This is a genomic window from Flavihumibacter sp. UBA7668 (assembly GCF_002483205.1).
GTDB lineage: Bacteria > Bacteroidota > Bacteroidia > Chitinophagales > Chitinophagaceae > Flavihumibacter.
The window spans coordinates 1-22805 of the sequence record NZ_DLHM01000006.1; the positions used below are offsets into that span (position 1 = coordinate 1).

General features: G+C 38.1%; 19 protein-coding genes. 14 read left to right on the forward strand and 5 right to left on the reverse strand.

Annotated features, from left to right (window positions below):
* Window positions 1-173: 173 nt before the first annotated feature.
* Window positions 174-1424 carry an RHS repeat domain-containing protein gene (locus B2746_RS16675; protein WP_290796207.1) on the forward strand — a complete coding sequence of 417 codons (1251 nt, stop codon included), beginning with the start codon at window positions 174-176 and terminating at the stop codon, window positions 1422-1424.
* A 10-nt stretch (window positions 1425-1434) separates the two neighbouring features.
* Here B2746_RS16675 and B2746_RS16680 read toward each other — a convergent pair whose 3' ends face one another.
* The gene (locus B2746_RS16680) at window positions 1435-2112 is read right to left on the reverse strand and encodes a hypothetical protein (protein ID WP_290796210.1); all 678 of its coding nucleotides are present in this window, start codon (window positions 2110-2112) and stop codon (window positions 1435-1437) included.
* Between the two features lie 154 nt (window positions 2113-2266).
* Here B2746_RS16680 and B2746_RS16685 point away from each other — a divergent pair, with 154 nt between their 5' ends.
* The 8 genes from B2746_RS16685 (at window position 2267) to B2746_RS16720 (ending at window position 11327) form a co-directional block, all read left to right on the forward strand.
* A complete protein-coding gene (locus B2746_RS16685; protein WP_290796213.1) occupies window positions 2267-4285 on the forward strand; it encodes an RHS repeat domain-containing protein in 2019 nt (672 codons plus the stop codon).
* 5 nt (window positions 4286-4290) lie between these two features.
* Window positions 4291-4839 carry a hypothetical protein gene (locus B2746_RS16690; protein WP_290796214.1) on the forward strand — a complete coding sequence of 183 codons (549 nt, stop codon included), beginning with the start codon at window positions 4291-4293 and terminating at the stop codon, window positions 4837-4839.
* Window positions 4840-5054: 215 nt separating this feature from the next.
* A complete protein-coding gene (locus B2746_RS16695) occupies window positions 5055-6920 on the forward strand; it encodes an SH3 domain-containing protein (RefSeq protein ID WP_290796216.1) in 1866 nt (621 codons plus the stop codon).
* A gap of 2 nt (window positions 6921-6922) precedes the next feature.
* Window positions 6923-7321: a hypothetical protein gene (locus B2746_RS16700; protein ID WP_290796218.1), complete on the forward strand. Its 399-nt coding sequence runs from the start codon at window positions 6923-6925 to the stop codon at window positions 7319-7321.
* Between the two features lie 101 nt (window positions 7322-7422).
* Window positions 7423-9054 (forward strand): RHS repeat domain-containing protein, encoded by a 1632-nt coding sequence (locus tag B2746_RS16705; protein WP_290796220.1) that lies wholly within the window; start codon window positions 7423-7425, stop codon window positions 9052-9054.
* Window positions 9032-9439: a hypothetical protein gene (locus B2746_RS16710; protein WP_290796221.1), complete on the forward strand. Its 408-nt coding sequence runs from the start codon at window positions 9032-9034 to the stop codon at window positions 9437-9439. Before B2746_RS16705 ends, B2746_RS16710 begins: the two co-directional genes overlap by 23 nt.
* Window positions 9440-9567: 128 nt before the next feature.
* The gene (locus tag B2746_RS16715; RefSeq protein ID WP_290796223.1) at window positions 9568-10866 is read left to right on the forward strand and encodes an RHS repeat domain-containing protein; all 1299 of its coding nucleotides are present in this window, start codon (window positions 9568-9570) and stop codon (window positions 10864-10866) included.
* Window positions 10867-10877: 11 nt separating this feature from the next.
* On the forward strand, window positions 10878-11327 hold the full coding sequence (locus B2746_RS16720) for a DUF6843 domain-containing protein (RefSeq protein WP_290796225.1): 450 nt from the start codon (window positions 10878-10880) through the stop codon (window positions 11325-11327).
* Window positions 11328-11767: 440 nt separating this feature from the next.
* Here B2746_RS16720 and B2746_RS16725 read toward each other — a convergent pair whose 3' ends face one another.
* Entirely contained in the window at window positions 11768-13048 is a 1281-nt protein-coding gene (locus B2746_RS16725; RefSeq protein WP_349680617.1) for a TlpA disulfide reductase family protein, read from the reverse strand.
* A gap of 159 nt (window positions 13049-13207) precedes the next feature.
* Here B2746_RS16725 and B2746_RS16730 point away from each other — a divergent pair, with 159 nt between their 5' ends.
* The gene (locus tag B2746_RS16730) at window positions 13208-13582 is read left to right on the forward strand and encodes a helix-turn-helix domain-containing protein (protein WP_290796226.1); all 375 of its coding nucleotides are present in this window, start codon (window positions 13208-13210) and stop codon (window positions 13580-13582) included.
* Window positions 13583-13784: 202 nt separating this feature from the next.
* On the opposite strand, the gene B2746_RS16735 is transcribed toward B2746_RS16730, so the two are convergent.
* Window positions 13785-14312, reverse strand: a complete 528-nt coding sequence (locus B2746_RS16735; protein WP_290796228.1) for a helix-turn-helix domain-containing protein — start codon at window positions 14310-14312, stop codon at window positions 13785-13787.
* A gap of 114 nt (window positions 14313-14426) precedes the next feature.
* Between B2746_RS16735 and B2746_RS16740 the strand changes: the two genes are divergently transcribed.
* The 4 genes from B2746_RS16740 (at window position 14427) to B2746_RS16755 (ending at window position 21309) form a co-directional block, all read left to right on the forward strand.
* A complete protein-coding gene (locus B2746_RS16740; protein ID WP_290796230.1) occupies window positions 14427-15014 on the forward strand; it encodes an RNA polymerase sigma-70 factor in 588 nt (195 codons plus the stop codon).
* Window positions 15015-15085: 71 nt separating this feature from the next.
* Window positions 15086-16285, forward strand: a complete 1200-nt coding sequence (locus tag B2746_RS16745; protein ID WP_290796231.1) for a FecR family protein — start codon at window positions 15086-15088, stop codon at window positions 16283-16285.
* 147 nt (window positions 16286-16432) lie between these two features.
* Window positions 16433-19954, forward strand: a complete 3522-nt coding sequence (locus tag B2746_RS16750; protein WP_290796233.1) for a SusC/RagA family TonB-linked outer membrane protein — start codon at window positions 16433-16435, stop codon at window positions 19952-19954.
* Window positions 19955-19965: 11 nt separating this feature from the next.
* On the forward strand, window positions 19966-21309 hold the full coding sequence (locus B2746_RS16755; RefSeq protein WP_290796235.1) for a RagB/SusD family nutrient uptake outer membrane protein: 1344 nt from the start codon (window positions 19966-19968) through the stop codon (window positions 21307-21309).
* A 33-nt stretch (window positions 21310-21342) separates the two neighbouring features.
* Here B2746_RS16755 and B2746_RS16760 read toward each other — a convergent pair whose 3' ends face one another.
* Window positions 21343-21639, reverse strand: coding sequence for a hypothetical protein (locus B2746_RS16760; protein WP_290796236.1), 297 nt, complete (start codon window positions 21637-21639; stop codon window positions 21343-21345).
* A gap of 147 nt (window positions 21640-21786) precedes the next feature.
* Window positions 21787-22749 (reverse strand): helix-turn-helix domain-containing protein, encoded by a 963-nt coding sequence (locus tag B2746_RS16765; RefSeq protein WP_290796238.1) that lies wholly within the window; start codon window positions 22747-22749, stop codon window positions 21787-21789.
* Between the last annotated feature and the right edge of the window lie 56 nt (window positions 22750-22805).

The window sequence follows — 22805 nt, forward strand, 5'->3', positions numbered from 1 at the left end:
TAAAGGATACCATCACCAATATCATCTGGAATGTGTATGGTAAAATTGAGAGTATAACCCAGAATGCCAAAGTGATCCGGTACACCTATGATGCAGCGGGCAATCGGATCAGCAAGTCCACCACTACCGATACTACTTTCTATGTACGGGATGCATCGGGCAATGTGTTGAGTGTGTACCGTAAACCGGCAGCCGGACAAATCAATCAGGAGGAAGTGCATCTCTACGGCAGCAGCCGGCTGGGTATTGTAAGCCGTCACCTGGCACCCGATTCCAGTTTTAGCTTAGTGAATTCGTTTGGTAAAATTTATAGTTATAAATTTACGAGAGGCGAAAAGCTCTTTGAATTAAGTAACCATCTGGGTAATGTGCTCGTAACCCTTGCCGACCGGGTTCAGCAGGTAAAAGTAACCGGCGATACAGTACGGCATTACCTGGCTGATATACGAAGCGCCAATGACTATTATCCCTTCGGCATGCTGATGCCCGGCAGGAAGTTTAATGCGGGTAGTTTCAGGTATGGGTTTAATGGAAAAGAAAATGATAATGATGTAAAAGGAACTGGGAATCAGCAGGATTATGGAATGAGGATTTATGATCCGAGATTAGGTAGATTTTTTTCTGTAGATCCAATGACCGAAGAGTATGCAGAATTGACACCTTTTCAATTTTCTTCAAATTCCCCAATTTCTGGTATTGATAAAGATGGACTAGAATTTCAGAAAGCAGCAACCAAAGCGGCTCGGATGATTATTAAGAAAGCAGTTTCTGAATTAGTTGAAACGGGAATAAAGCAAAGGTTTAAAGCGTACATGACTAAAAGTTGGTATAAGCAACTTGCAGATGATGCTGGAAACATAATGGACATTCTTGACGAATCTTGGTGGGAAATTGGATTGAGTTTTGCGCCAGGTGTTGGTACTGGGTATGATTTAATAAATACATCAATTGATGGGATAAAAGCTTGGAAAGCATATGATAAATTAAAAACTAAAATTCGATTCACTGAAAACCTTGTAAAATTTGGTGATAAATATGCAGCTAATGTAGAGAATATATTTACAGCTATTGAAAAACGAGGTGATTTACGAAGTGCATTACTAAAGTCTGGAAAATTGGCAAAAGGTGAAGTTGCTCATCATTTAATTCCAGTAAAAATTTTAAGTGAAAATAATGTAGTGCAGGCTGCTGTTTCTGCTGGGTTCGATTTTAATGGTACAATCAATGGCAAAGGTGTAGATTCCAAAAAGCATAATACAGGCGGTCATCGAAAATATAGTGCATGGATTACTGAGCAGTTAACCAATTGGGCAAATGATCCTAAGAACAAAGGGTTTTCTCCAGAACAAGCTAGAGAATTTATTGAAACTAATTTAATACCTAAAGCTAAAAATTACGTTGATGTTGTTAATAAATTAGAATAAAAAAATTATTTCAACTTGAAAAAATTACTGGAATAGATTTTTCTGCAATTTCATAACCAGTAATTTTTTCTTTTTTTAGCTGATTTAATAAAGTTTCTGAAATTAAAACACGGGTTCCTAAATATCTAAATGTTAAGAGATGAATCTCGAGTTTTAATTTAATGCATAATTCTTCGGGAAAAATTTGATCTAATACTTCCTTTTCTTTGTGTTTTTCAATTAAACTTGAAAGAGTATTAAATTTGATGTTTGCTTCAATAGTAGACCAAATATCCCATGTAATAGGCGATCGAAGGTCAAAGGTGGATTTATTAAAGTCAATTAAAGAGGTATAATCATTGGTGAAATGTAACCAATGAGCTTTAATATGCTTGTGCTTATAGTACAAGCTTGCAGGAAAATACATATGATCTGCAATTTTATAATTGTCAAATAATGATTTTATTTTTTCATTTACAATAAAACCAGTTGCGTTTATAAGGCCTGTGCTAATAAAGTCAGTTATTTTCGCATTTTCGTCAACCTTTAAATAGTTTAAGTTTGGGATAAATAATGGTGTTTCTAAATTTGGTAGAAAATTTATAGAGTCGGATATTTCGAAATTATAATTATCACTCATTCCGTTTGTTTGCGGGTAAGTTTTACCGATTTCTTTTCCTGTTGAGTATTTAAGTACGTAATATTCCATAGAAATAGTATTTATTTAATAGCAATAAATATATCAATTTACAATGTATTTTAATTGTTTTTAAGTTCTTTCAAAAATATGCGGGCTTATACTTTATATCAAAGGTAGTTTGGTTAATTATAAACCAAATTGCAAATTATAGATCAACCCCACTATGGGCGGCAGTTTAACCAACGGAACGGACACTACTGAAGCCAAACCGGTAGCACAGGATGTTTTTGGATTCAGTTTGCATTATTTCCGGAACGATTATAAAGCCATCTGGTTTAATCCGCAGGCCAGCTCGGTGATAGGAGGGCTCACCACCAATGCATCGCCGCTGTATAATGGTAATATTGCAGCCATGGCGGTGAATATTCCGAAGCTGAGTTCCACCAAACTCTACAACTACAAGTACGATCAGTTAAACCGCCTAGTGGCGATGGATCTCTTCAATGGGCTCAATCCGGTAGCCGGCAGTTTTACGGCTTCTATCAGTACAGAATACAGAGAGCGGGTGAGTTATGATCCCAATGGAAATATCAAATCCTATCAGCGCAACGGGGATGCGGCACGCTTGACCATGGACAACCTGGCCTATCATTACAGACCGAATACCAACCAACTGCACAGGGTTTATGATTCGGCAGTTGATGCCAGTGTTGGAGTCTATCCGAATTACCAGGATCTGCGAACCGGGCAGGCGGATAATTATTACAAATACGATTCTATTGGTAACTTAATCAAAGAAGGTACTGATAGCATTATCTGGAATGTATACGGTAAGATTGAGCGTATCATTCAGTCTGGCAATGACATCCGGTATACTTATGATGCAGCCGGCAATCGGATCAGCAAGTCCACCTCTACAGATACCACTTTCTATGTTCGGGATGCATCGGGTAATGTGCTGAGTGTGTATCGCAAACCGGCAGCCGGACAAATAAACCAGGAGGAAGTGCATCTCTACGGCAGCAGCCGGCTGGGTATGGTAACCCGTCACCTGGCACCCGATTCCAGTTTTAGCTTAGTGAATTCGTTTGGTAAAATTTATAGTTATAAATTTACGAGAGGCGAAAAGCTCTTTGAATTAAGTAACCACCTGGGGAATGTACTCGTAACCTTATCCGACCGGGTTCAGCAGGTAAAAGTAACCGGCGATACTGTACGGCATTACCTGGCCGATGTTCGCAGCGCCAATGACTATTATCCCTTCGGCATGTTAATGCCCGGCAGAAAGTTTAATGCGGGTAGTTTTAGGTATGGGTTTAATGGGAAAGAGAATGATAATGAAGTAAAAGGATCGGGTAATCAACAGGATTATGGCATGCGAATCTATGATCCCAGAATAAGTAAATTTTTATCCGTAGATCCAATTGCTAAATTATATCCAGAATTAACACCATTTCAGTTTGCAAGTAATTGTCCAATAACTATGATAGATTTAGATGGATTAGAAGGATTGATTCCATCAGGAATTCCAAATCCAATTTCAAAGAGTAAAAGACCAATTGGGATGATTTTGACTCCAGAAGATGCTTCTGCAATTAAGAAAAAAACTGTTGTTAAGGCATTTCAAGCAGCGTTTAATCAGGATCTCCCCAAAAGACTTATTAACCATTATTCATATGGTGCTGGTCGACAATACATTTTAAGTAAGTATGAAACTGAAAATTTGAATATTTACCATACAGGTTTACATGGAGGCGCACCAAATGATATTAATAAGACTTCGGCATTTTTGGCCACTATAAAAAATGGAGAAACCAAAGAATTGCCAGATGGATATTCAATTCAGGGCGGTGCTGGACTTGCTGGCACGTTAGGGCGATTTAAAATTGAACTTTGTGGAAAAGTTACAAAGGATAAAAAGGATGGTGATATTTGGAGATTTGAAGGTCAAATGAGATTTATTGATACTTATGATTTCAAAGGTGAAAGTAGTTCTCCAGGAGATCTGGAAAGAAGTGAATGGGGGGATTTTCAAACTAGGTTCGCTGAAAATAATTTACCAGGCACACCATTTGAAATACGTAGCGAATGGATTAATGTTAAACAAGATAATTCAAACTTTTTTGATTGGTTTAATGGAAAGTCTTCAAAAGATATTCCTAATAAGTTCGGAGGAGGTAATTCAAAAGAAGCTAAGGAAATCAGAAAGATAGGTACGGCAACTAATGAAATTGAAAAGTAAGTATCATGAAGAATAAAATGCCAGAAAGTGATTTTGCCAAGTTTCTAATAAAAATTATGGTGATTTCATATTTGTTTATTGGGTGTGGAATCAATTCAATAAGTGAAAGTGAAATATTTCTTGAATATATTAGTGGTGAAATTCCAAAGGGGATCACTAATTTCAAGTTTTCAAAAAAATGCCAAAGTGCAGATTTCAAATCCCCTTGCACTTTTTACAGCAAATTCAATATATCTAATGCAAATTTTGAAGAATGGGTAAGGGAAATTGAATTACTTCCAGTTGATAGTACTTTTAAAAAGAATGTATGTAAGGGAGATAATTATTTGTATAATATAATTACTTCAATAAAATTACGTGATTATGTAAGCACTGATGAATCAAAATGGTGGGATAATTTTGATTGTGATTCACAACGTGTATACGGTTCATTGTACTTTAGCAGCAATAAGGCAATCCGAATAATTAGGGACGAAAAATGGGATGGAAGAGTTTTAGTTAGGTATTGTGAGAAAAGAGAATTATGCTATCTTATAATTGAAACGTTTTTATGATTTATTTTGCTGACTATAAGAGGTGAATGTTTTGGATTAAACAAACATTCCTGAAATGATTCTATTTTTCAGGACTTTGATACATTCCTTGACGTTGGTAATGCTATGATCCGGAATGGTAACCGCTAGCCATCTGGTACAACCCGCAGGCCAGCTCGGTTATTGGAGGGCTCACTACCAATGCATCGCCACTCTACAATGGAAATATTGCAGCCATGGCGGTGAATATTCCGAAGCTGAGTTCCACTAAACTCTACAACTACAAATACGATCAGTTAAACCGCCTGGTGGCGATGGATCTCTTCAATGGGCTCAATCCGGTAGCCGGCAGTTTTACGGCTTCTATCAGTACAGAATACAGAGAGCGGGTGAGTTATGATCCCAATGGAAATATCCTGACCTATCAGCGCAATGGGGATGCGGCTAGGTTAACTATGGACAACCTGACCTATTCTTACAAACCGAATACCAACCAGTTGCATAAAGTGGCGGATGCCGCGGCCGATGCCAGTGTTGGAGCCTATCCGAATTACCAGGACCTGCGAACCGGGCAGGCGGATAATAATTATGTGTACGATGCCATTGGAAACCTGGTGCAGGATGTAAAGGATACCATCACCAATATCACCTGGAATGTATATGGTAAAATTGAAAGTATTACCCAAAATGCCATGCTGATCCGGTATACTTATGATGCAGCCGGCAATAGGATCAGCAAGTCAACCACCACCGATACCACTTTCTATGTACGCGATGCATCGGGCAATGTGCTGAGTGTGTATCGCAAACCGGCAGCTGGACAAATAAACCAGGAGGAAGTCCATCTCTACGGCAGCAGTCGGCTGGGTATAGTAACCCGTCACCTGGCACCAGATTCCAGTTTTAGCTTAGTGAATTCGTTTGGTAAAATTTATAGTTATAAATTTACGAGAGGCGAGAAGCTCTTTGAATTAAGTAACCACCTTGGAAATGTACTCGTAACATTATCCGACCGTGTCCAGCAGGTAAAAGTAACCGGCTATACCGTTCGCCATTACCTGGCCGATGTCCGCAGCGCCAATGATTATTATCCTTTCGGCATGTTAATGCCGGGGAGGAAGTTTAATGCGGGTAGTTTTAGGTATGGGTTCCAAAATCAAGAAAGTGACGATGAAATATTTGGTGAAGGGAATGTTGTGAATTTTAAATATCGTGTTCACGATGCAAGATTGGGGAGGTTTTTAAGTGTTGATCCATTGAATTCATCATTTCCATGGAATAGTCCCTATGCTTTTAGCGAAAATAGAGTGATTGATGGCATAGAATTAGAAGGTTTGGAAGTTGTATTAGTAAACAAAAGTAAAGATGAAATAATATGGAGCGGCGGAATGAAGATCACAGATAATAGTGCTATACATATTGTTGCACATGGATCACAAAATTTGATCGTCGATGATATAAATGGTAAAACAATTTCAAAAGCAACTGAGTTTAAATCTGTTTTAAAAATGAGTCCCCACTATGAGGTTCAATCTAATTCTGGACATGTAGTTGCTGTGCTTCATTCTTGCAGAACTGGAAGACCAATAATTGATAAAAATGGAAATATATCGCCCTCATTTGCTCAGAAAATGTCAAAAGAATTATTAATGACAGTCATTGCGCCAGATGAGCGAGATTATTTCAGCGCTTCAGGTGAAAAAGGACCTTTCTATACAAAAAGTACTGATGAAGGTAATAGAGATTATATTCCAGGAACCACTGTTGAGCAAAGAGGAAAAAGCACAGGTCGAAGTGCTAATTGGTTAGTGTATAATGAGGGTGTTTTAACTGGAGTTTTTGACGGCAAATGGGATCCAGTAGCAAAGCCTGGTTTTTTAGACAAAATTTTATATAAAAAAGATTTAAGTTACTCGGTGTCTGCAAATAAATTAAACCTTAGACAAGGTGCTGGTACTTCTTTTGAAAAAAATGGAGTTCATTTAGAAAGAGGAACAGAGTTACTGCCAACGGGTAATGTAAGTAATGGGTGGATGGAAGTTAATACACCTGACGGAAGAAAAGGTTGGGTAGATTCTCAATATACTAAAGCAACATATTAAAAATGAAACATCATTATTATTTATTTATTTGCCTATTGTTTTTTATATCATGTAATGACAAGGAGAAATCAGTAGCGATTAATCAACCTACAAGGGATATTTCATTAATTCAAAGGGAAATATTTCAAGGTGATACTTCAGCATATTTGGAGTTAAGGAATTTTTATTTAGATGATTTTAGTGGTGATTTTTTATTTTGGGCACTATACATGTCAAATAAGCATGACTATTCTAAGGCGCATTATGACGTATTCGAAAAGCTTGTTATTTCTTATGTTGGTGATATTACTAAGTTCAATGATATGGATGAACAAACAAAGCGCTTTGCAAAAGAATATTTACTGAAGGCAATTAAAAGCGGACATAAAGAAGCAGAAGATGCTTTAAAGTTAATTGAATAGGTTTAACTGATAATTATTTTCGAGTTTAATTGGTCCAAGTGTAAAGATGAAAATAGGCTATCCTTTGATTTTTTATCAATGCCTTCAACCAATTGCATAAAGTGGCGGATGCCGCGGCCGATGGCAGTGCAGGAGCTTATCCGAATTACCAGGATCTGCGAACCGGACAAGCCGACAATAACTATGTGTACGATGCCATTGGAAACCTGGTGCAGGATGTAAAGGATACCATCACCAATATCACCTGGAATGTATATGGTAAAATAGAGAGTATAACCCAGAATGCCAAAGTGATCTGGTACACCTATGATGCAGCCGGCAATCGGATCAGCAAGTCCACCACTACCGATACTACTTTCTATGTACGGGATGCATCGGGCAATGTGTTGAGTGTGTACCGTAAACCGGCAGCCGGACAAATCAATCAGGAGGAAGTGCATCTCTACGGCAGCAGCCGGCTGGGTATAGTAACCCGTCACATGGCATCGGATTCCAGTTTTAGCTTAGTGAATTCGTTTGGTAAAATTTATAGTTATAAATTTACGAGAGGTGAAAAGCTCTTTGAATTAAGCAATCACCTGGGGAATGTTCTGGTAACCCTTTCCGATCGGGTTCAACAGGTTAAAGTATCCGGTGATACTGTTCGCCATTACCTGGCCGATGAGCGCAGCGCCAATGATTATTATCCCTTCGGCATGTTAATGCCGGGAAGGAAGTTTAATGCTGGAAGTTTTAGGTATGGGTTTAATGGAAAAGAAAATGATAATGATGTAAAGGGTGAAGGCAATCAAATAAATTTTGGGGCAAGGATTTATGATCCACGAGTTGCCAGGTTTTTTAGTGTAGATCCATATTCGTTATCATTTCCAGATTTTACGCCTTTTTCATTTGCTGCAAATTCACCGCTTTCCCACATAGATAAGGATGGTGAATTTGCCCAGTGGATTTTACAATATGGTATAAATGTCGGTATCAACGTAATGACACAGATGTTGACAGCGTACATGCTGGATCCAAATGTTTCAAATTGGGAACAGGCTTGGGGAAAGGTGACTTTGTGGCAGGCTTTTGGTGAAGGAGTTGTTGATATGATAGGTACGAAGAAGATAAAAATGGCTTCAAATGCAGTTATGGGGATGGCGACCTATATAGACCAAGTTGGGGTGAAAAATATTACAGGGGAAGGCTTGGTAGGGTCGGGACTTATTGGACTACTAGAGCCGATTGTAGGAGATGCAATATCAAAACATGGAAGTAAGGCAGTCTTAGCCGGGTTGAAAAAAATGGGTTTGAATTCAAAAAGTCTTCGGCAGTTGGGATTTAATGTAAATAATTTTTCATTAGGAACTTCTTTTGAAAAGCGCCATGTTGCTAGTCGAATTTCAGCTAAATCAAGTTATATTAAAGATAAAAATACAGTAGCATTGAAAGGAGTTGATTTTAAGGGCGATTTATCTGAAATAAATGATGGATTAGCAGCTGAAGTAAAGGATAAGACTTATGGAATAATTTACGAATTAAAAAATGGTAATAGATATTATAACGATGGTGGAACAATAAAGCCCTTAGCTGGTGGTGGGTATGTTGACTTGAGCCGTGGTGCTGCAAAGGCATTAGGTTTGATGAATGATGCAGGCAGCAGCAATTCGGAACAACTTAGAAACGCAATTGGGAAGCAATTCAGTGTTGAAGAATATAAACAAGCAGTAGATGTTTACAATAAATCGAGATAGTTCTTGTGTAGCAATTGCTATACAAAATAAGAGTCACAATAGTGTAATAATAGAAGGAATACGTGAAGTATTATCACTCTCTTATGGGGAAGTTGTTTTATCTGATCAACAAGATAATCATGCAAGTGTTTTACCAAAGCTTTATATAGATTTTAATATCAAGCCAAAAGGAATTCCAATATACTGTATGATTTGTTCTGTATTAATTCATGAAATTATTCCTGACTGGGAAGCCTTTCTAATTAAGTTGGCTAACAAGCTTTCTTCAGAAATATTTATTGATGTTGGAAAAGAGGGTTTTTTGGTAACTACTAGTGGTGTTATTAGAAAGGTTGAGTATTGTTTTTTCTTTGTAGACGATATTGAGTGTTTGAAAATTTTGTAGCATTCTGTCTTTAATGGGTTAACCAAAATGCCAAGGTAATCCGGTATACTTATGATGCAGCCGGCAATCGGATCAGCAAGTCCACCACTACCGATACTACTTTCTAAGTACGCGATGCATCGGGCAATGTGCTGAGTGTATATCGTAAACCTGCTGCAGGCCAAATTAATCAGGAGGAAGTGCATCTTTATGGCAATAGCCGGCTGGGTATAGTAAACCGTCACCTGGCAGCGGATTCCAGTTTTATCTTAGTGAATTCGTTTGGTAAAATTTATAGTTATAAATTTACGAGAGGCGAAAAGCTCTTTGAATTAAGTAACCACCTGGGGAATGTACTCGTAACCCTTGCCGACCGTGTTCAGCAGGTAAAAGTAACCGGCGATACAGTACGGCATTACCTGGCCGATGTACGCAGCGCCAATGATTATTATCCCTTCGGCATGTTAATGCCCGGCAAGAAGTTTAATGCGGGTAGTTTTAGGTATGGGTTTAATGGGAAGGAGAACGACAACGAGGTGAAAGGAACGGGCAATCAGGTTGATTATGGAATGCGGATTCATGATTCGAGAATAGGACGATTTTTATCCGTAGATCCTCTTGCGAAATCATATCCTTGGAACAGCACATATGCTTATGCTGAAGGGGATGTAATTAGGTCAATTGATTTAGATGGTCTTGAAAAGTATATTATTCATCAGCGTAGCTTCGCACCGTGGGATTTTTTTGGTGAAATAGCGACAGGCGGAAAATATAAATATTCCGGTGATAATAGAGGCTTTACTGTTGCTTCAGACAATAATGTAAAAAGTAAAGTATCTACATCTATAACCGTAGCTATTGCATCTGCAAAAGCTACTCTTACTGAGAGTAAACAGGCGGGTAATACGGTTAGATATGAGAGTGAGAGTGAGAAAGTTTTAAAAATAGCCCCACAGGTGACGCCTGAAGTTAGTTTATGGAAACCACTAAAGGAGGGAAACAAACTTACGATAAAAGCAAGGATAGAGGGGAAAGCCCCAATTGCTCCATTCCCAATATTAGACCCAGTGAGTAGTTTAGTAGATCAGCCAATAGTGTGGACTGGAACCACAAAAATTGAAAACAATATCTCAAAGGGATATATTGATGTTAATTACCATTATATTGGAAAAGGATTCCCAGCGTTTGAAGCTTTCATTGAAGATCAAAATGGTACTAAGATATTTATGGGTATAAATATTTCGCCGGGTAAATCAAATATTCTTCAAGCCTTATCTGGTAGTGAGTTTGCCTACGGGAAAGCATTCAATTTGAAAATTGCAACTGATGCAGATGGTAACTTTTTAGGAGTTTATGGCAAAGATTCAAACGGCAATCAAATTATAAGAAATCCAACTTCGCATAATAAAATATTCGAAGGAGTTTCTGCTGCTATGGACTTAAAATAAGAATAAAAATTATGAAAAAGATATCAATTTTATTTTATTTGTTATTTGCTTTACTCTCTATGTCCTGTGATAATACAGTTAGATGTCAGCGGCATTTCCTGCCTAATGGGTTTATTGGGAAGGTTACAATTTATTTTAATCAGAAGGGAGGTCAGAAAGAATTTGATAAAGATGGATGTGTGATGTATCGAATAGGATCAAACGGTGACTGTAAGACCTCGTTGCAATTTGAACAAGGTAGCGCATATCCTAACAATACATATAAATATTTTGAAGTTAATGTGGATGAAAGTGTAAATCAGATTTTTGAATTTTATGAAAATGAGTACTTAAAAGATACATTAAATAATAGATACAAAAAGTATATTTACTATCATAGTAGTGGTTATACAGCACCTAATTATACTTTTGAATATTTTGTTGATTACGGTGTGAACTATAAGAAGTATTTATTTTATTAATTGAATATTTAATTCAGTTACGAGCCGCGCTTACCCGATGCCTATTTTCACAGATATTAATACGATGCAGAAATGGTGTACTCCAGTAATAATGAGGAAGTGAATTAATGTTAGTGCTTATTTCTGATCAGGAATGAATTTATGAACACTGAGCGCATGGTCTTATATTCTGCAGGATTGGTTGAAAGGTATCAAACAAAAAATTGTGCTAGTTTAATCTATGGAATAGATGCCATCTCACGAAGCCAAATCGAGGGTGCAGGCTATATTTGAGCTCAATTTGCATAGTATAAGAAACAGTTAAATGTTATACTTTTAGTAACGGAAAATAACTAAAACAAATCCCCGAAGAATCGGGGATTTTAAAGTGGTTAAAACTAACAATTCCACTTTCACACATGAGAAACCGCTAGCGGGTAAATTTTAATATTCCCGCTATACTATTTTTTCCTGATCACCACTACTTTTAATTGGGTATTCGAAGGCATTAATTCCAATTCATACTTTCGCAATTCGGCAGTTATTACATTCAAGTCTCGTAGTGGGTTGTCAAAATAGAGATCAACGTTATAGTTAATTCCCGTTTTATTTACAACCGGTAGCTTAAATTCAGGTACCTGATTCAGGATATTTACCAATTTTTCAATACTGCCATTCTGTAAATAGGGGCTGTTCATGCTATAGAGGGTGGATTTTGAAATCCCTCCATCGGATTTGAGTCCCCCTTTTTTTCCCTTGTAAACCAATGCATAACAAGGCACTTTTCTGGTTTCCAGCTTTACTGTATAATCTGAATACTGATTAATAGTTTCAAAGATGGAGTGAAATAAGGAGGCTGGTTGGTTGGGCGGCACCAGTACGCCTAAACTGTAAATTGAAGTACTAAGCTCCTCCAGTATACTATCTCGTATGAATCGATCCTTTTCATAGTCAGTATCAATAATAATCCGGTTTTCCGTAAGGGTATTATCCATTCGATGGGCTACTTCTTTTATGATTGTTAACAATGGCTGATTCGCTATATTAAAACCATAGGGCTTTTCACCAGGCCCAAATGCATACCTGCTTCCTCCTAATCCATGGTAATATCCTTTTAAGAATACCGTATGCTGCAATACCTGTTCCATTGGTAGTATTTCTTTGGCAAACAGCGGTTGCCTTATGTCTACATCGTTTTTTATGGTTAAAGGGGTGTTCTCATTTTGTAGAACTTTTTTAATCTGTATCCGGTTAAGTTCATCCGTTCCTGTCAGGGCTAATAATTTTCCTTCCGGGCTTATCCATGCATAATGTGGAGCATACACGCAGTTAAATACAGAGCGGGCGATGGTGTCTTTATAAATGGTGGGAAGCGTAAATTTCTGTTTATTTCTCTGTTCCCATTTACCAAGGAATCGGAGGATATTCTCTTCAGTGTTGCCTGAATTGTCAGTGTTTACCAACAGTATGGTAACACTATCTTTGAATTCCTGCTGAAGGGAATCCATGTTGGGAAAATTCTTAATGCAGGGTGGACAATACATACTCCAAAAACCTAGGATCAACAATTTACCTCGATGATCTGTAATTGAAGTGGATTTGTATGGGCCATTGGTTACTGCTTCAAAATGTATGTTGGGTACGTGATCTCCCAAGTTTAATGGATTGATTTTGCTTTCAGTTTGAGCACGACTCTGCATTGCCATTGATAGGCATAGTTGCAGAAATAGAAGGTATTTCATGTACAACGCATTTGTTTTGGAAAAACTAAATTCCTGTTTGGTTGTACAATCTTGCTGGTTAGAAATTTTGCGGAATTGCTAAATTGTGGGTAGAAATTGGATTAGGATTATCAATTATTGAGATTTTTATCCAAATTTGTAGCACCTTAAATCTTATCAATGTCTACAACAACTTTGAAAATACTTCGTGATCTCCATGGATACAAACAGGAGGAATTGGCTGAAGTTCTGAATATTAGCCAGAACTCCTATAGCCGGTTGGAAAGAAGTCCCAAATCCCTTACAGCCGAACAGGCACAAAAGCTTGCAGAGTTTTATAATGTAGGTATAAGTGATATTTTATCTGAAACAATGCCAGTTTTGATTTTTAAGGATAATAAAATTGAAAACAGCAATAACGGATATGTTGGGCATGTTGAAAATGACAATAGGTCGACTGCGAATGATGCAATAGTTAATGCTCTAAAATCAGAACTAGATTTTCTTAGAAAACAAAATCTTGAGCTTATTAAGGCGCTAGGTGATAGAAAGTAATCGATTAAGTAGCGATTTATTCTCGGTTCTTAATCGCTTTATCTCAGTTATAAGTATTTCTATTTCAGAATTTTGTTTCAATAGGTAAAGGTTACCTAACCCGTTAAAATTGGGTAGATTCTGAATTGAACCAACGGAGCAGTTGATAAATGAATTATTTAAGAAAATTATTTTTATTTGCTCCATTAAATTAATACCGTTACTATTTTTTTGCCTTTTTTACACTATACTTAAAAGTATTGGAGCCATTCTTAATAATTTCTATTACACCATCATTAGATAGCCGAATTAAAGTGTTTGAAAGGGAAGTGCTCTTAATAGTATACCCTAGTTCATCTTTAAAATATTTTAGAATTTCACTTAATGTCCTGCTTTTGTTTAAGTACCGAGAAGGTATTAACCTGGTAAGAACCAAATTCTTAACTTTGTTCTCCAGACTGGGAAAAAGATCCTCTGGAATGGCACTACCATTTTTTGTGTGGTATTGAACAATCTTATTCTTTAGTTGATTATATTCTGGAATTTCCGTTTTTGCCGAACTTATTTCTGGGAGTGTAAATCCGATTTTATCAATGTATAACAGCAGTGTGTCGATTGAGTAACCTTTATCGCCTTGCTCTAATTTGATTATAGAACCTTTCGAAATACCGCTTACATCTGCAAGTTCCTGATGGGTTAATACAAGTGACTGCCTTATTAAAGTAAGGTTATCGCCTATAATTTTCTTCACTATTTCGGGGGATGAAATCACACAGCAAAAAGAACCTGCTTTGATATTTCAATAGGTTCAAATATGTGTACCAAATGAAATAATGATTAGATTTATGGTGTAAAATGAATTTGTTTGGACGGAACTTACATATACAACACTTGGGAATCCTTTCAAAATGGCGAGGAGAGGGGCTTTACCTTCTTCTTCAAATCCTGGTATCCATCCTTGTGTCAGTTCGCCAATCACCTAATAAAAGATCGTGCTGAAAGCGAAAGCCTGGTTTCGGAAGCTTTCTTCTCCGTTTGGAAACATCGCCAGAAACTAGCCAACCCCACAGAACTCAAGCGCTACTGCTATACTGCTATTCGAAACAGCTGCATTCAATGGCTCCAGCAAAAACAAAAAAGAGAAGCCCTCCACCAGGAATGGACTTTTGCTTCCCAGCCAACGGAGGATCATATATTAAATGCCATGATTCATACCGAGCTGATGGAATCCCTCCACCAACAAATTGAATCGCTTCCACCCCAATGCTCTAAAATTCTCGCCAAACTATATATTGATGGCCTGTCTGTAAATGAAATAGCTGTAGAGCTCAACCTTTCCGTTTCTACCATCAAAACTCAGAAGAAAATTGGTTTGAATTACCTGAAAAAATCCTTTCAGGCAAATTTATTTATATCGTTTTTAGTCTTTTTCATGCGTTGCTCTCTTATATAAGGTACAGACCCAGTCTTTCAAAAATTATTGAGTACCTTATAGTACCTGACTGTCTGATTAAATGACCAATCATGCATTTTGGAAATAACGGAGATGAGCATCCGCCATTGGATAAAGCACAACGCATAGCCTACTTAATTGCAGGCTATGTACGCAATACACTTTCAGAAAAAGAAAGAGATGAACTTGATGTTTGGATCTGTGAAAAGGAAGCCAATGAAGATACTTTCCTGGAATTGATTGATCCAAAATTTCAACAACAAGGCCTGGAAGAACGACATACTTACAACAGCTCCCTGGCAATTGAAAAAATTCGTGAAAAACTACAGTTTCATCAGCCAGTCACCCCCGTTAAATCAATCCGTAAATGGCTAGCTCCACTTGCTGCGGCTGCTATTCTTATAATAGCAGTTATGCTCTATTGGATCAATAATAAAGAGGTTCCGGTTGTCTCAAATGATGCCACTACCCAACTGGCTAGTTTGTTACCTGCTGAACAAAAAGCTACTTTTTCCACGCAGGACGGCGCTGTGTACGCACTTGATCAACTTCCAGAACAAATACTTGCAAGGGCTGACTTTGAGCTTGATACAAACAATCATTTCATCCGGTATAAACCCGGTTCCGGCAATGCAGAAATGCATACCATCAGCGTCCCCAGGGGGGCTCAATATCAAGTGCAGTTACCGGATGGTTCTCTGGTATGGTTGAACGCGGAAAGCAGCATTCAATTTCAGTCTGGAATGAACAAGCAGGAGCGGGTGGTCATGGTTACTGGTGAGCTGTTTTTTGATGTTAAAAAAGACCCCTTGAGAAAATTTATTGTACGTTCCAATGCGCTTCAGGTAGAAGTACTGGGTACCCGATTCAATGTTAATCTAAATGCCTTTGATCAGCTACCAAAAGTATTTCTACAGGAGGGGGCGATTACACTTTCTTCCTCCAATAACCCGGTTGTTGTAAAAAAGCTGATTCCGGGTGAAATGGTAACTATTCAGAACAATAAATTAAATATTACAAAACCAAATGAAGAACAGGTACTTGCCTGGAAAAATGGCTGGTTTGAATTTTCAAATGCTTCCATTGAAGAAATTATGGAGGAAGTGAAACGATGGTACAATGTGGATATTCAATACGAAACAAAAATAAACGACCGGTTTACGGCCAGTATTGAAAGAAACTTGCCAGCAGCAGGTCTGCTGGATTTGTTACAAATGACGGGTAAGGTAAGTTTCGAATATAAAGACAGTAAAATCATTGTTAAACCGTAAAACCATTTTGCCTATGCTTAAAGAAAGAGGCTAAAAAAACCGCTTCGTATTGCGGACGAAGCGGCTGAAATAAGGCCAATTAACTGTACAATCTTGCTGATTGAATCCCCGGAAGGATTTTATTAATTAACCAAACTAACTAAAGGTATGAAATTCATACTTCATGGCCATGCCATTTCCTGCACCCCAGCATTTAATATAAACGCTAAATGTATGCGGTTAACCATTGTTTTAACCTTATTCTCTGTATTGAATGGTTTCGCCCACGGTTATGGGCAATCTCTGTCCCTAAAAATGGAAAATGCCTCTCTGACAAGCTTTTTTTCAGAGTTGCGCAAACAAACCGGTTATCGCTTTATATATACCGAAGAAACCATTAAAAATGCAAAGCCAGTAACTATTGAGGTAAAACAACAATCGCTACAGGAGGTGCTGGAAATGGCTTTGGCCAATCAACCCCTTCAGTTCCAAATTGCTAATCGATATGTAATAATTAAGGAGAAGCAGGCTGGCCCAAATCTTCCCTCTCCATCCCTACCTATTGAAATAAGTGGCTCAGTGCTTGATGAAAAGGGCCAGCCACTTAATGGCGCCACTATACAAATCAAGGCCAGCGGAGAAATGGTAAGCACTGATAAGGATGGGCGGTTTGCCATAACTATTCCAGATAAAGCAACCGTCCTCATTATTACCAACATAGGATACGAAAGAAAAGAACTCAGGGTGTCGGATCAAACCGATTGGATTATCCGACTTCAGCCCAGGCCCAGTGAATTGGAAGATGTGGTGGTAAATCTTAATACGGGGTACGAAGTTTTACCTGGTGAACGGGCTACAGGTTCCTTTACACAGCTCAACAGTACCCAGTTAAATAAACAGGCTGGCCCCAATATTCTGGAACGCATGCGGGGCATCACTAATGGGATACTATTTGATTCTAAACGAACCAATGCTACTACAAAACGATTGGATATCACCATTCGGGGTTTAAGTAGTATCCAGGCATCCCGTGATCCCCTGGTTGTATTGGATAATTTCCCCTATGAAGGTGATATCAACAATATTAATCCAAATGATATTGAATCCATTACAGTTTTAAAGGATGCAGCAGCTTCCTCTATCTGGGGCGCAAGGGCAGGCAACGGCGTCATAGTAATTAACACCAAAAAAGCAAAATTCAACCAGGAAACCAAGCTGAATTTCGCGGCTAACCTCACAATGATGGAAGAGCCTGATCTCTCTACTATACCACTGATTTCCTCTTCCGACTTTGTAGATACGGAGCTTTTCCTCTTTAGCCGGAGGTTTCGATTTGCTGATACCGCTTCCATCAGTAAACCGGCATTTTCGCAAGCCTATGAGATCTTATTTAAACGTAGAAATGGGTTAATCTCAGCTGCAGACTCCGCGGCTCAAATTGATGCACTTCGTCGCCGGGATATACGGGATGAGTACAGAAACTATTTTTATAAACCCGCTTTTAACCAGCAATATTCCATCAGTATGTCGGGTGGCAGTAAGCAAATGAACTGGCTTTTTTCAACAGGTTTTGATTATAACAAATCAGAATTAGACCAGCCCTACCGTCGTATTACCATGAATCTGGTGAATAATTTTCTGTTGGGTAAACGCCTTACCCTTTCCACCGGTATGAATTATTTCAATATTCAAACCGGTAACGGTAATCCGGCTTTCAATTCTATAACTGCATCAGGTGGTCAATTAGAGCCCTATACACGTTTTGCAGATGATCATGGTAACCCCATTCCGGTCCGCAGGATGCATCGCTTTTCTTACCTCGATACAGTAGGAGGGGGCAAGCTGTTGGATTGGCAGTATTATGCACTTAATGATCACCAGTTGGTAAAAAACAGGAATCTCACCAATTCCATTTTATTGAACCTGGGCCTTCGCTATGATATTTTACCCGGATTAAATATTGATTTTAAATACCGGTTCGAATACCAGCTGGGTGATAATCAAACGGAGTATGACCAGCAAAGTTTCTATGCCAGAGATTATATCAATAATTTTACTCAGCTAAATTATGCTACCGGGCAGGTGGTTTACAAAGTGCCGGTTGGTGGCATTTTGGACAAACGATCTACTTCCCTGTATCATCATTCCGGCAGGTTGCAATTGAATTATTCCAAAGAAGTTGGCAGCTCTTCTTTTAACTGGATTGCGGGGACTGAACTTCGGCAAATTCGTACAGCCCTGGATGGGAACAGGTTATATGGTTTCAATTCAAACAATCTTGGATACACCAACATCGATTTAGCCAGTGCATGGCCAAATTTTGTTACAGGTTTTTCAGGGTTTATTCAGGACGGTCGGGTTATAGATCGGTTTAGTAATCGCTTTATTTCTGCTTATACCAACCTGGGCTATAGCTTCCGCAATAAATACTTTTTAACGGCCAGTGCCAGGCAGGATGCGTCCAATCTTTTTGGGGTGAATACCAATAACAAATGGAATCCACTATGGTCTGGCGGCCTGGGATGGGAATTGAGTCGCGAAAATTTTTACAAGCTTGATTTGCTTCCCTTCCTGAGGCTGAACCTTACTTACGGGTATTCTGGTAATATTGATCCATCACAGGCTGGTGTTACAACGATTCGCTATGTCTCTACCAATCAATTTTTGGGTACACCAGAAGCTGATTTTAGTCGCTTTGCGAATCCTGATTTAAGATGGGAAAAAGTTGGGCAAACCAATATTGGGCTTAGTTTCCGGTCGAAAAATGATCGAATTACCGGTAGTATTGAATATTTCAATAAGAATTCTAAAGATTTATTGGTTCAGGTTCCAATAGACTACAGTGCAGGCATAAACCGCCCAACTATTGTAAGAAATGCCGGTCGGCTGCTTACAAAAGGAATGGATTTTTCAATCAATTCTATAAATATAAAGACGATTAATTTTAGATGGACTAGCTCTCTTCTTGTAAACATTGCGAAAGATAAACTGAAAGAATTTTATAACCCGCGTAGTTCCAATACACTGGTAAATGAAGCAGGTGTTGGTGGAATTTTAGAACGACCTCTAAACGCTATTTATTCGTATCGGTGGGCTGGGCTGGATCCGGAAACCGGTAAACCGCTGGGCTATTTGGATGGGAAGGTTTCTGATAATCACAGTGCAATTACAAATGCCCGGTATCCGGTGGATCAATTAAGGTTTCACGGGCCGGATGTTCCCCAAACCTATGGCTCCTTAACCAATACGATTCATGTTGGCCGGTTTTCTATAGCGGCTACCCTCTTATATCGATTCAATTACTATTACAGGAAAAAATCACTGAATTACGCCCAATTGTTTAATCAAAATATTGGTCATTCCGATTTTGCCCTGCGTTGGCAAAAACCGGGAGATGAATTGAACACATTTGTGCCTGCTTTTACCTATCCGGGTAATACCCGACAGGATGCTTTTTACCAGCGATCTGAAGTGTTAGTGTCCAGAGCAGATAATATCCGGTTACAACTGGTAAATCTCAATTATAGCCCGAATATTCGAAAAAATAAGATGTTTTCATCCATGGAGATTTTTGCAATAGCTACCAACCTGGGTATGGTTTGGAAGAAAACAAATTTTGATGTGGATCCTGATTTTCAGGATATCAGACCTGCCCGTAGTTATACGCTGGGCATACGTGTAAACCGTTAAACGAATTGACTATGAAATACATTATATTATTTATTCTTTCTTTATTTCTTTTATCCTGCTCTAAATTTTTGAATGAAAAGCCGGATGAAAAATTAAGCGCCATCAATTCATTGGAAGATTGCCAGGCCATTTTAGATAGAAACCTATATGTAAGTAAGTTTGGGATAGGGGCAATGGAGTCTTCTTCGGACAATTTTTATTTAAATCCTGATTTCTGGAATCAAATTTCTGAAGAGAATCGGAATATGTATCAATGGGCACCTGAAAATATTTTTACAACGTATGGATTAACTGGTAATGAGTGGTCCTATTGCTATGATAATATTTTCCGCGCAAACACCGTATTGGAGGAGGTGGAAAAATTTAAGCAGGGTGGACTGGAGTATGGAAATATTAAAGGGCAGGCTTATTTTATTCGGGCACATCATTATTTACAGGCAGCCTGGACATGGGCCCTTGCCTATGAAAAGACGTCGGCTTCCTCCAAATTAGGGCTACCCCTGAGAACGGGCACCAATTTTAATGAGGAAGTTGGGCGTTCTGATTTGGAGCAAACCTATCAGCAAATAATACTAGATACACGTAAAGCAATTGATTTATTGCCTACTCTTCCAATGCATGTATTTCGGCCGTCAAAACCGGCAGCTATTGCGCTTCTGGCCAGAGTTTTTCTTTCAATGAATCAATATGACAGCTGTTATAAGTACGCAGAAATGGCTTGGAGCCTGCGGTCAGATTTACTGGACTTTAATAATCAATTAGAGGTTGATACTTCAGTTGTAAAACCATTTCAAAATTTTAATAAAGAAGTGATCTTTGAATATGCATCTCTTCTTGAGTTAACGAATCAACAATACTCTTTTATCGATACCAATTTGGTAGCTAGCTATTCTTTGCATGATATTCGCAAGCCTGCTTTCTTTATTCGATTGGGTAATCAATTTACTTTTAAAGGTTCGTACAATAACGGCTATAACTTTGCGGGAATAACAGCTGCAGAAGTTCTATTGATGAAAATTGAAGCTGCGGCTCGTTTAAATAGATCAACGGAAGCAGTTGAAGGGCTGAATTTACTGTTAAAGCATAGGATTAAAACAGATCAGTTTTCACCCTATTTATTTTCTACAACGCAACAACTAATTGCTGATATTTTAATGGAAAGAAGAAAAGAGCTACTAATGCGTGGTCTTCGTTTCATGGATATTAAACGGCTGAATGTATTAGGGGCTGGAATAATTTTGAAGCGGATTGTTAATGATATGGAAGTATTACTTCTGCCAAATGATTTGCGATATGCTCTGGCAATTCCAGAGGATGTAATTGCTATTTCGAGGATTGTTCAAAATCCACGTTAAAAAAAAGCTGCCGATTATATCGGCAGCTTTTTTTTAAGATTTGGTATCGTTTGTAGTAATATTTGCGAAACCATTTGCTAAGATTTCATCCGCCAATTCAAATTCATCTGTAATAGAACTGGAATTGGGTGTAACAAGACACTTAATTGTTCCCTCGGTTGGACAAGGCGTTAAATCACTAGGTTCCCAATTACCGGGTATGTGATATTGAGGGTTAACACTTGGGCCAATGTACCTGAAGGTTTGATTTAATGGCTTTTCTTTTGCCGGTGTAAAAGCAAGGATGCCGCCAGTCAGCAAGAGCGCAAAGCCCAATTGATACAATTTCATAAACAAAATTTTAAAAATTATGCTTACTCTTTTATACAGGTTTTCAGCAATTTTCCTGCCGTTGCAACAGGATATAAATCTCTTTCATTTTATTTCCGTTTTTTTGCTGAATAATACTTGTAATAGCCGCAACTATTGTTGAATTCGTCATTTTGATCTGTGTCGATTTTCACGTATATATTTTCCTGGTGTAGTGTTGTACACTTCTTTGAATGCCTCTATGAAAACTGCTGGTCGCCAGCCCGATTTGTAAGCTGATTCTTTTACAGAATAACCTTCTGTCAGATAGGAAATGGCTTTTGCTAATCTAATTTTCTTTTGGTAATCTGGTGGCGTAAATGTATATACTTGTTTAAACAATTGCTTGAATTTGGTTAGTCCCATCCCAATTTCTTCTGCCAGCGATTTCAGTGTTCGCTGCTTTATTAAATCTTCCGACAAAAGGCGCTCAGCCAGCATAATTTTTTCATAATCTTCCTGATTAATTTCCTTGATGGGGTTTTCTCCATTTACACTAACCAGGATATTGAATACAATATCCTCCACCCGATTATCAATAAAGTGTTTTCTAAGTTCAGATTCGTATTTGCAGTTTAATATTTGTTGAATATATTCTCTTGAATCTAATGGAGTAAAATGAGTTTTATCAAAGAACTCGTTTGGGATGTGATTGTTTAATAATGGAAATAATTCCTGCATTTCATTCAATAGGTCACCCTTGAATTGCAGAAATACAAGTTCAACAAATGGTTCAGTTCCATTATTCAGTGAAATGCCTTTTGCACTGCTTACTTTTATCCATTGATTGGCAGCAATAGCATATTCAAGACCATTCGTTAAGGTAAGAGAGGTGCTGCCATTCAAACAAAATAGAATTGCTTCATAGGCTGGGTCAAGTTGGCTATTGTAAGGAAAAGGGCGTTGGGTATATAGGATATTATAGCTGAATATAAAATTGTCTGATTGAATTTCCTGCATGGTAAGGTAACCTTGCGGAAACCAATAAGTGCAAATAGGATGCTCGGTAATCCGGCATCCCGGAAAACCGGCAGGCAGTGTATTGGATATCTCCAGTTTACAGGATAATTTGGTGTCGATCAACTGCGGCATCTCGGCTAAGGTTTACCAGATAAAATAATAAAAATTTAATCTTCTTGCTACCTTAC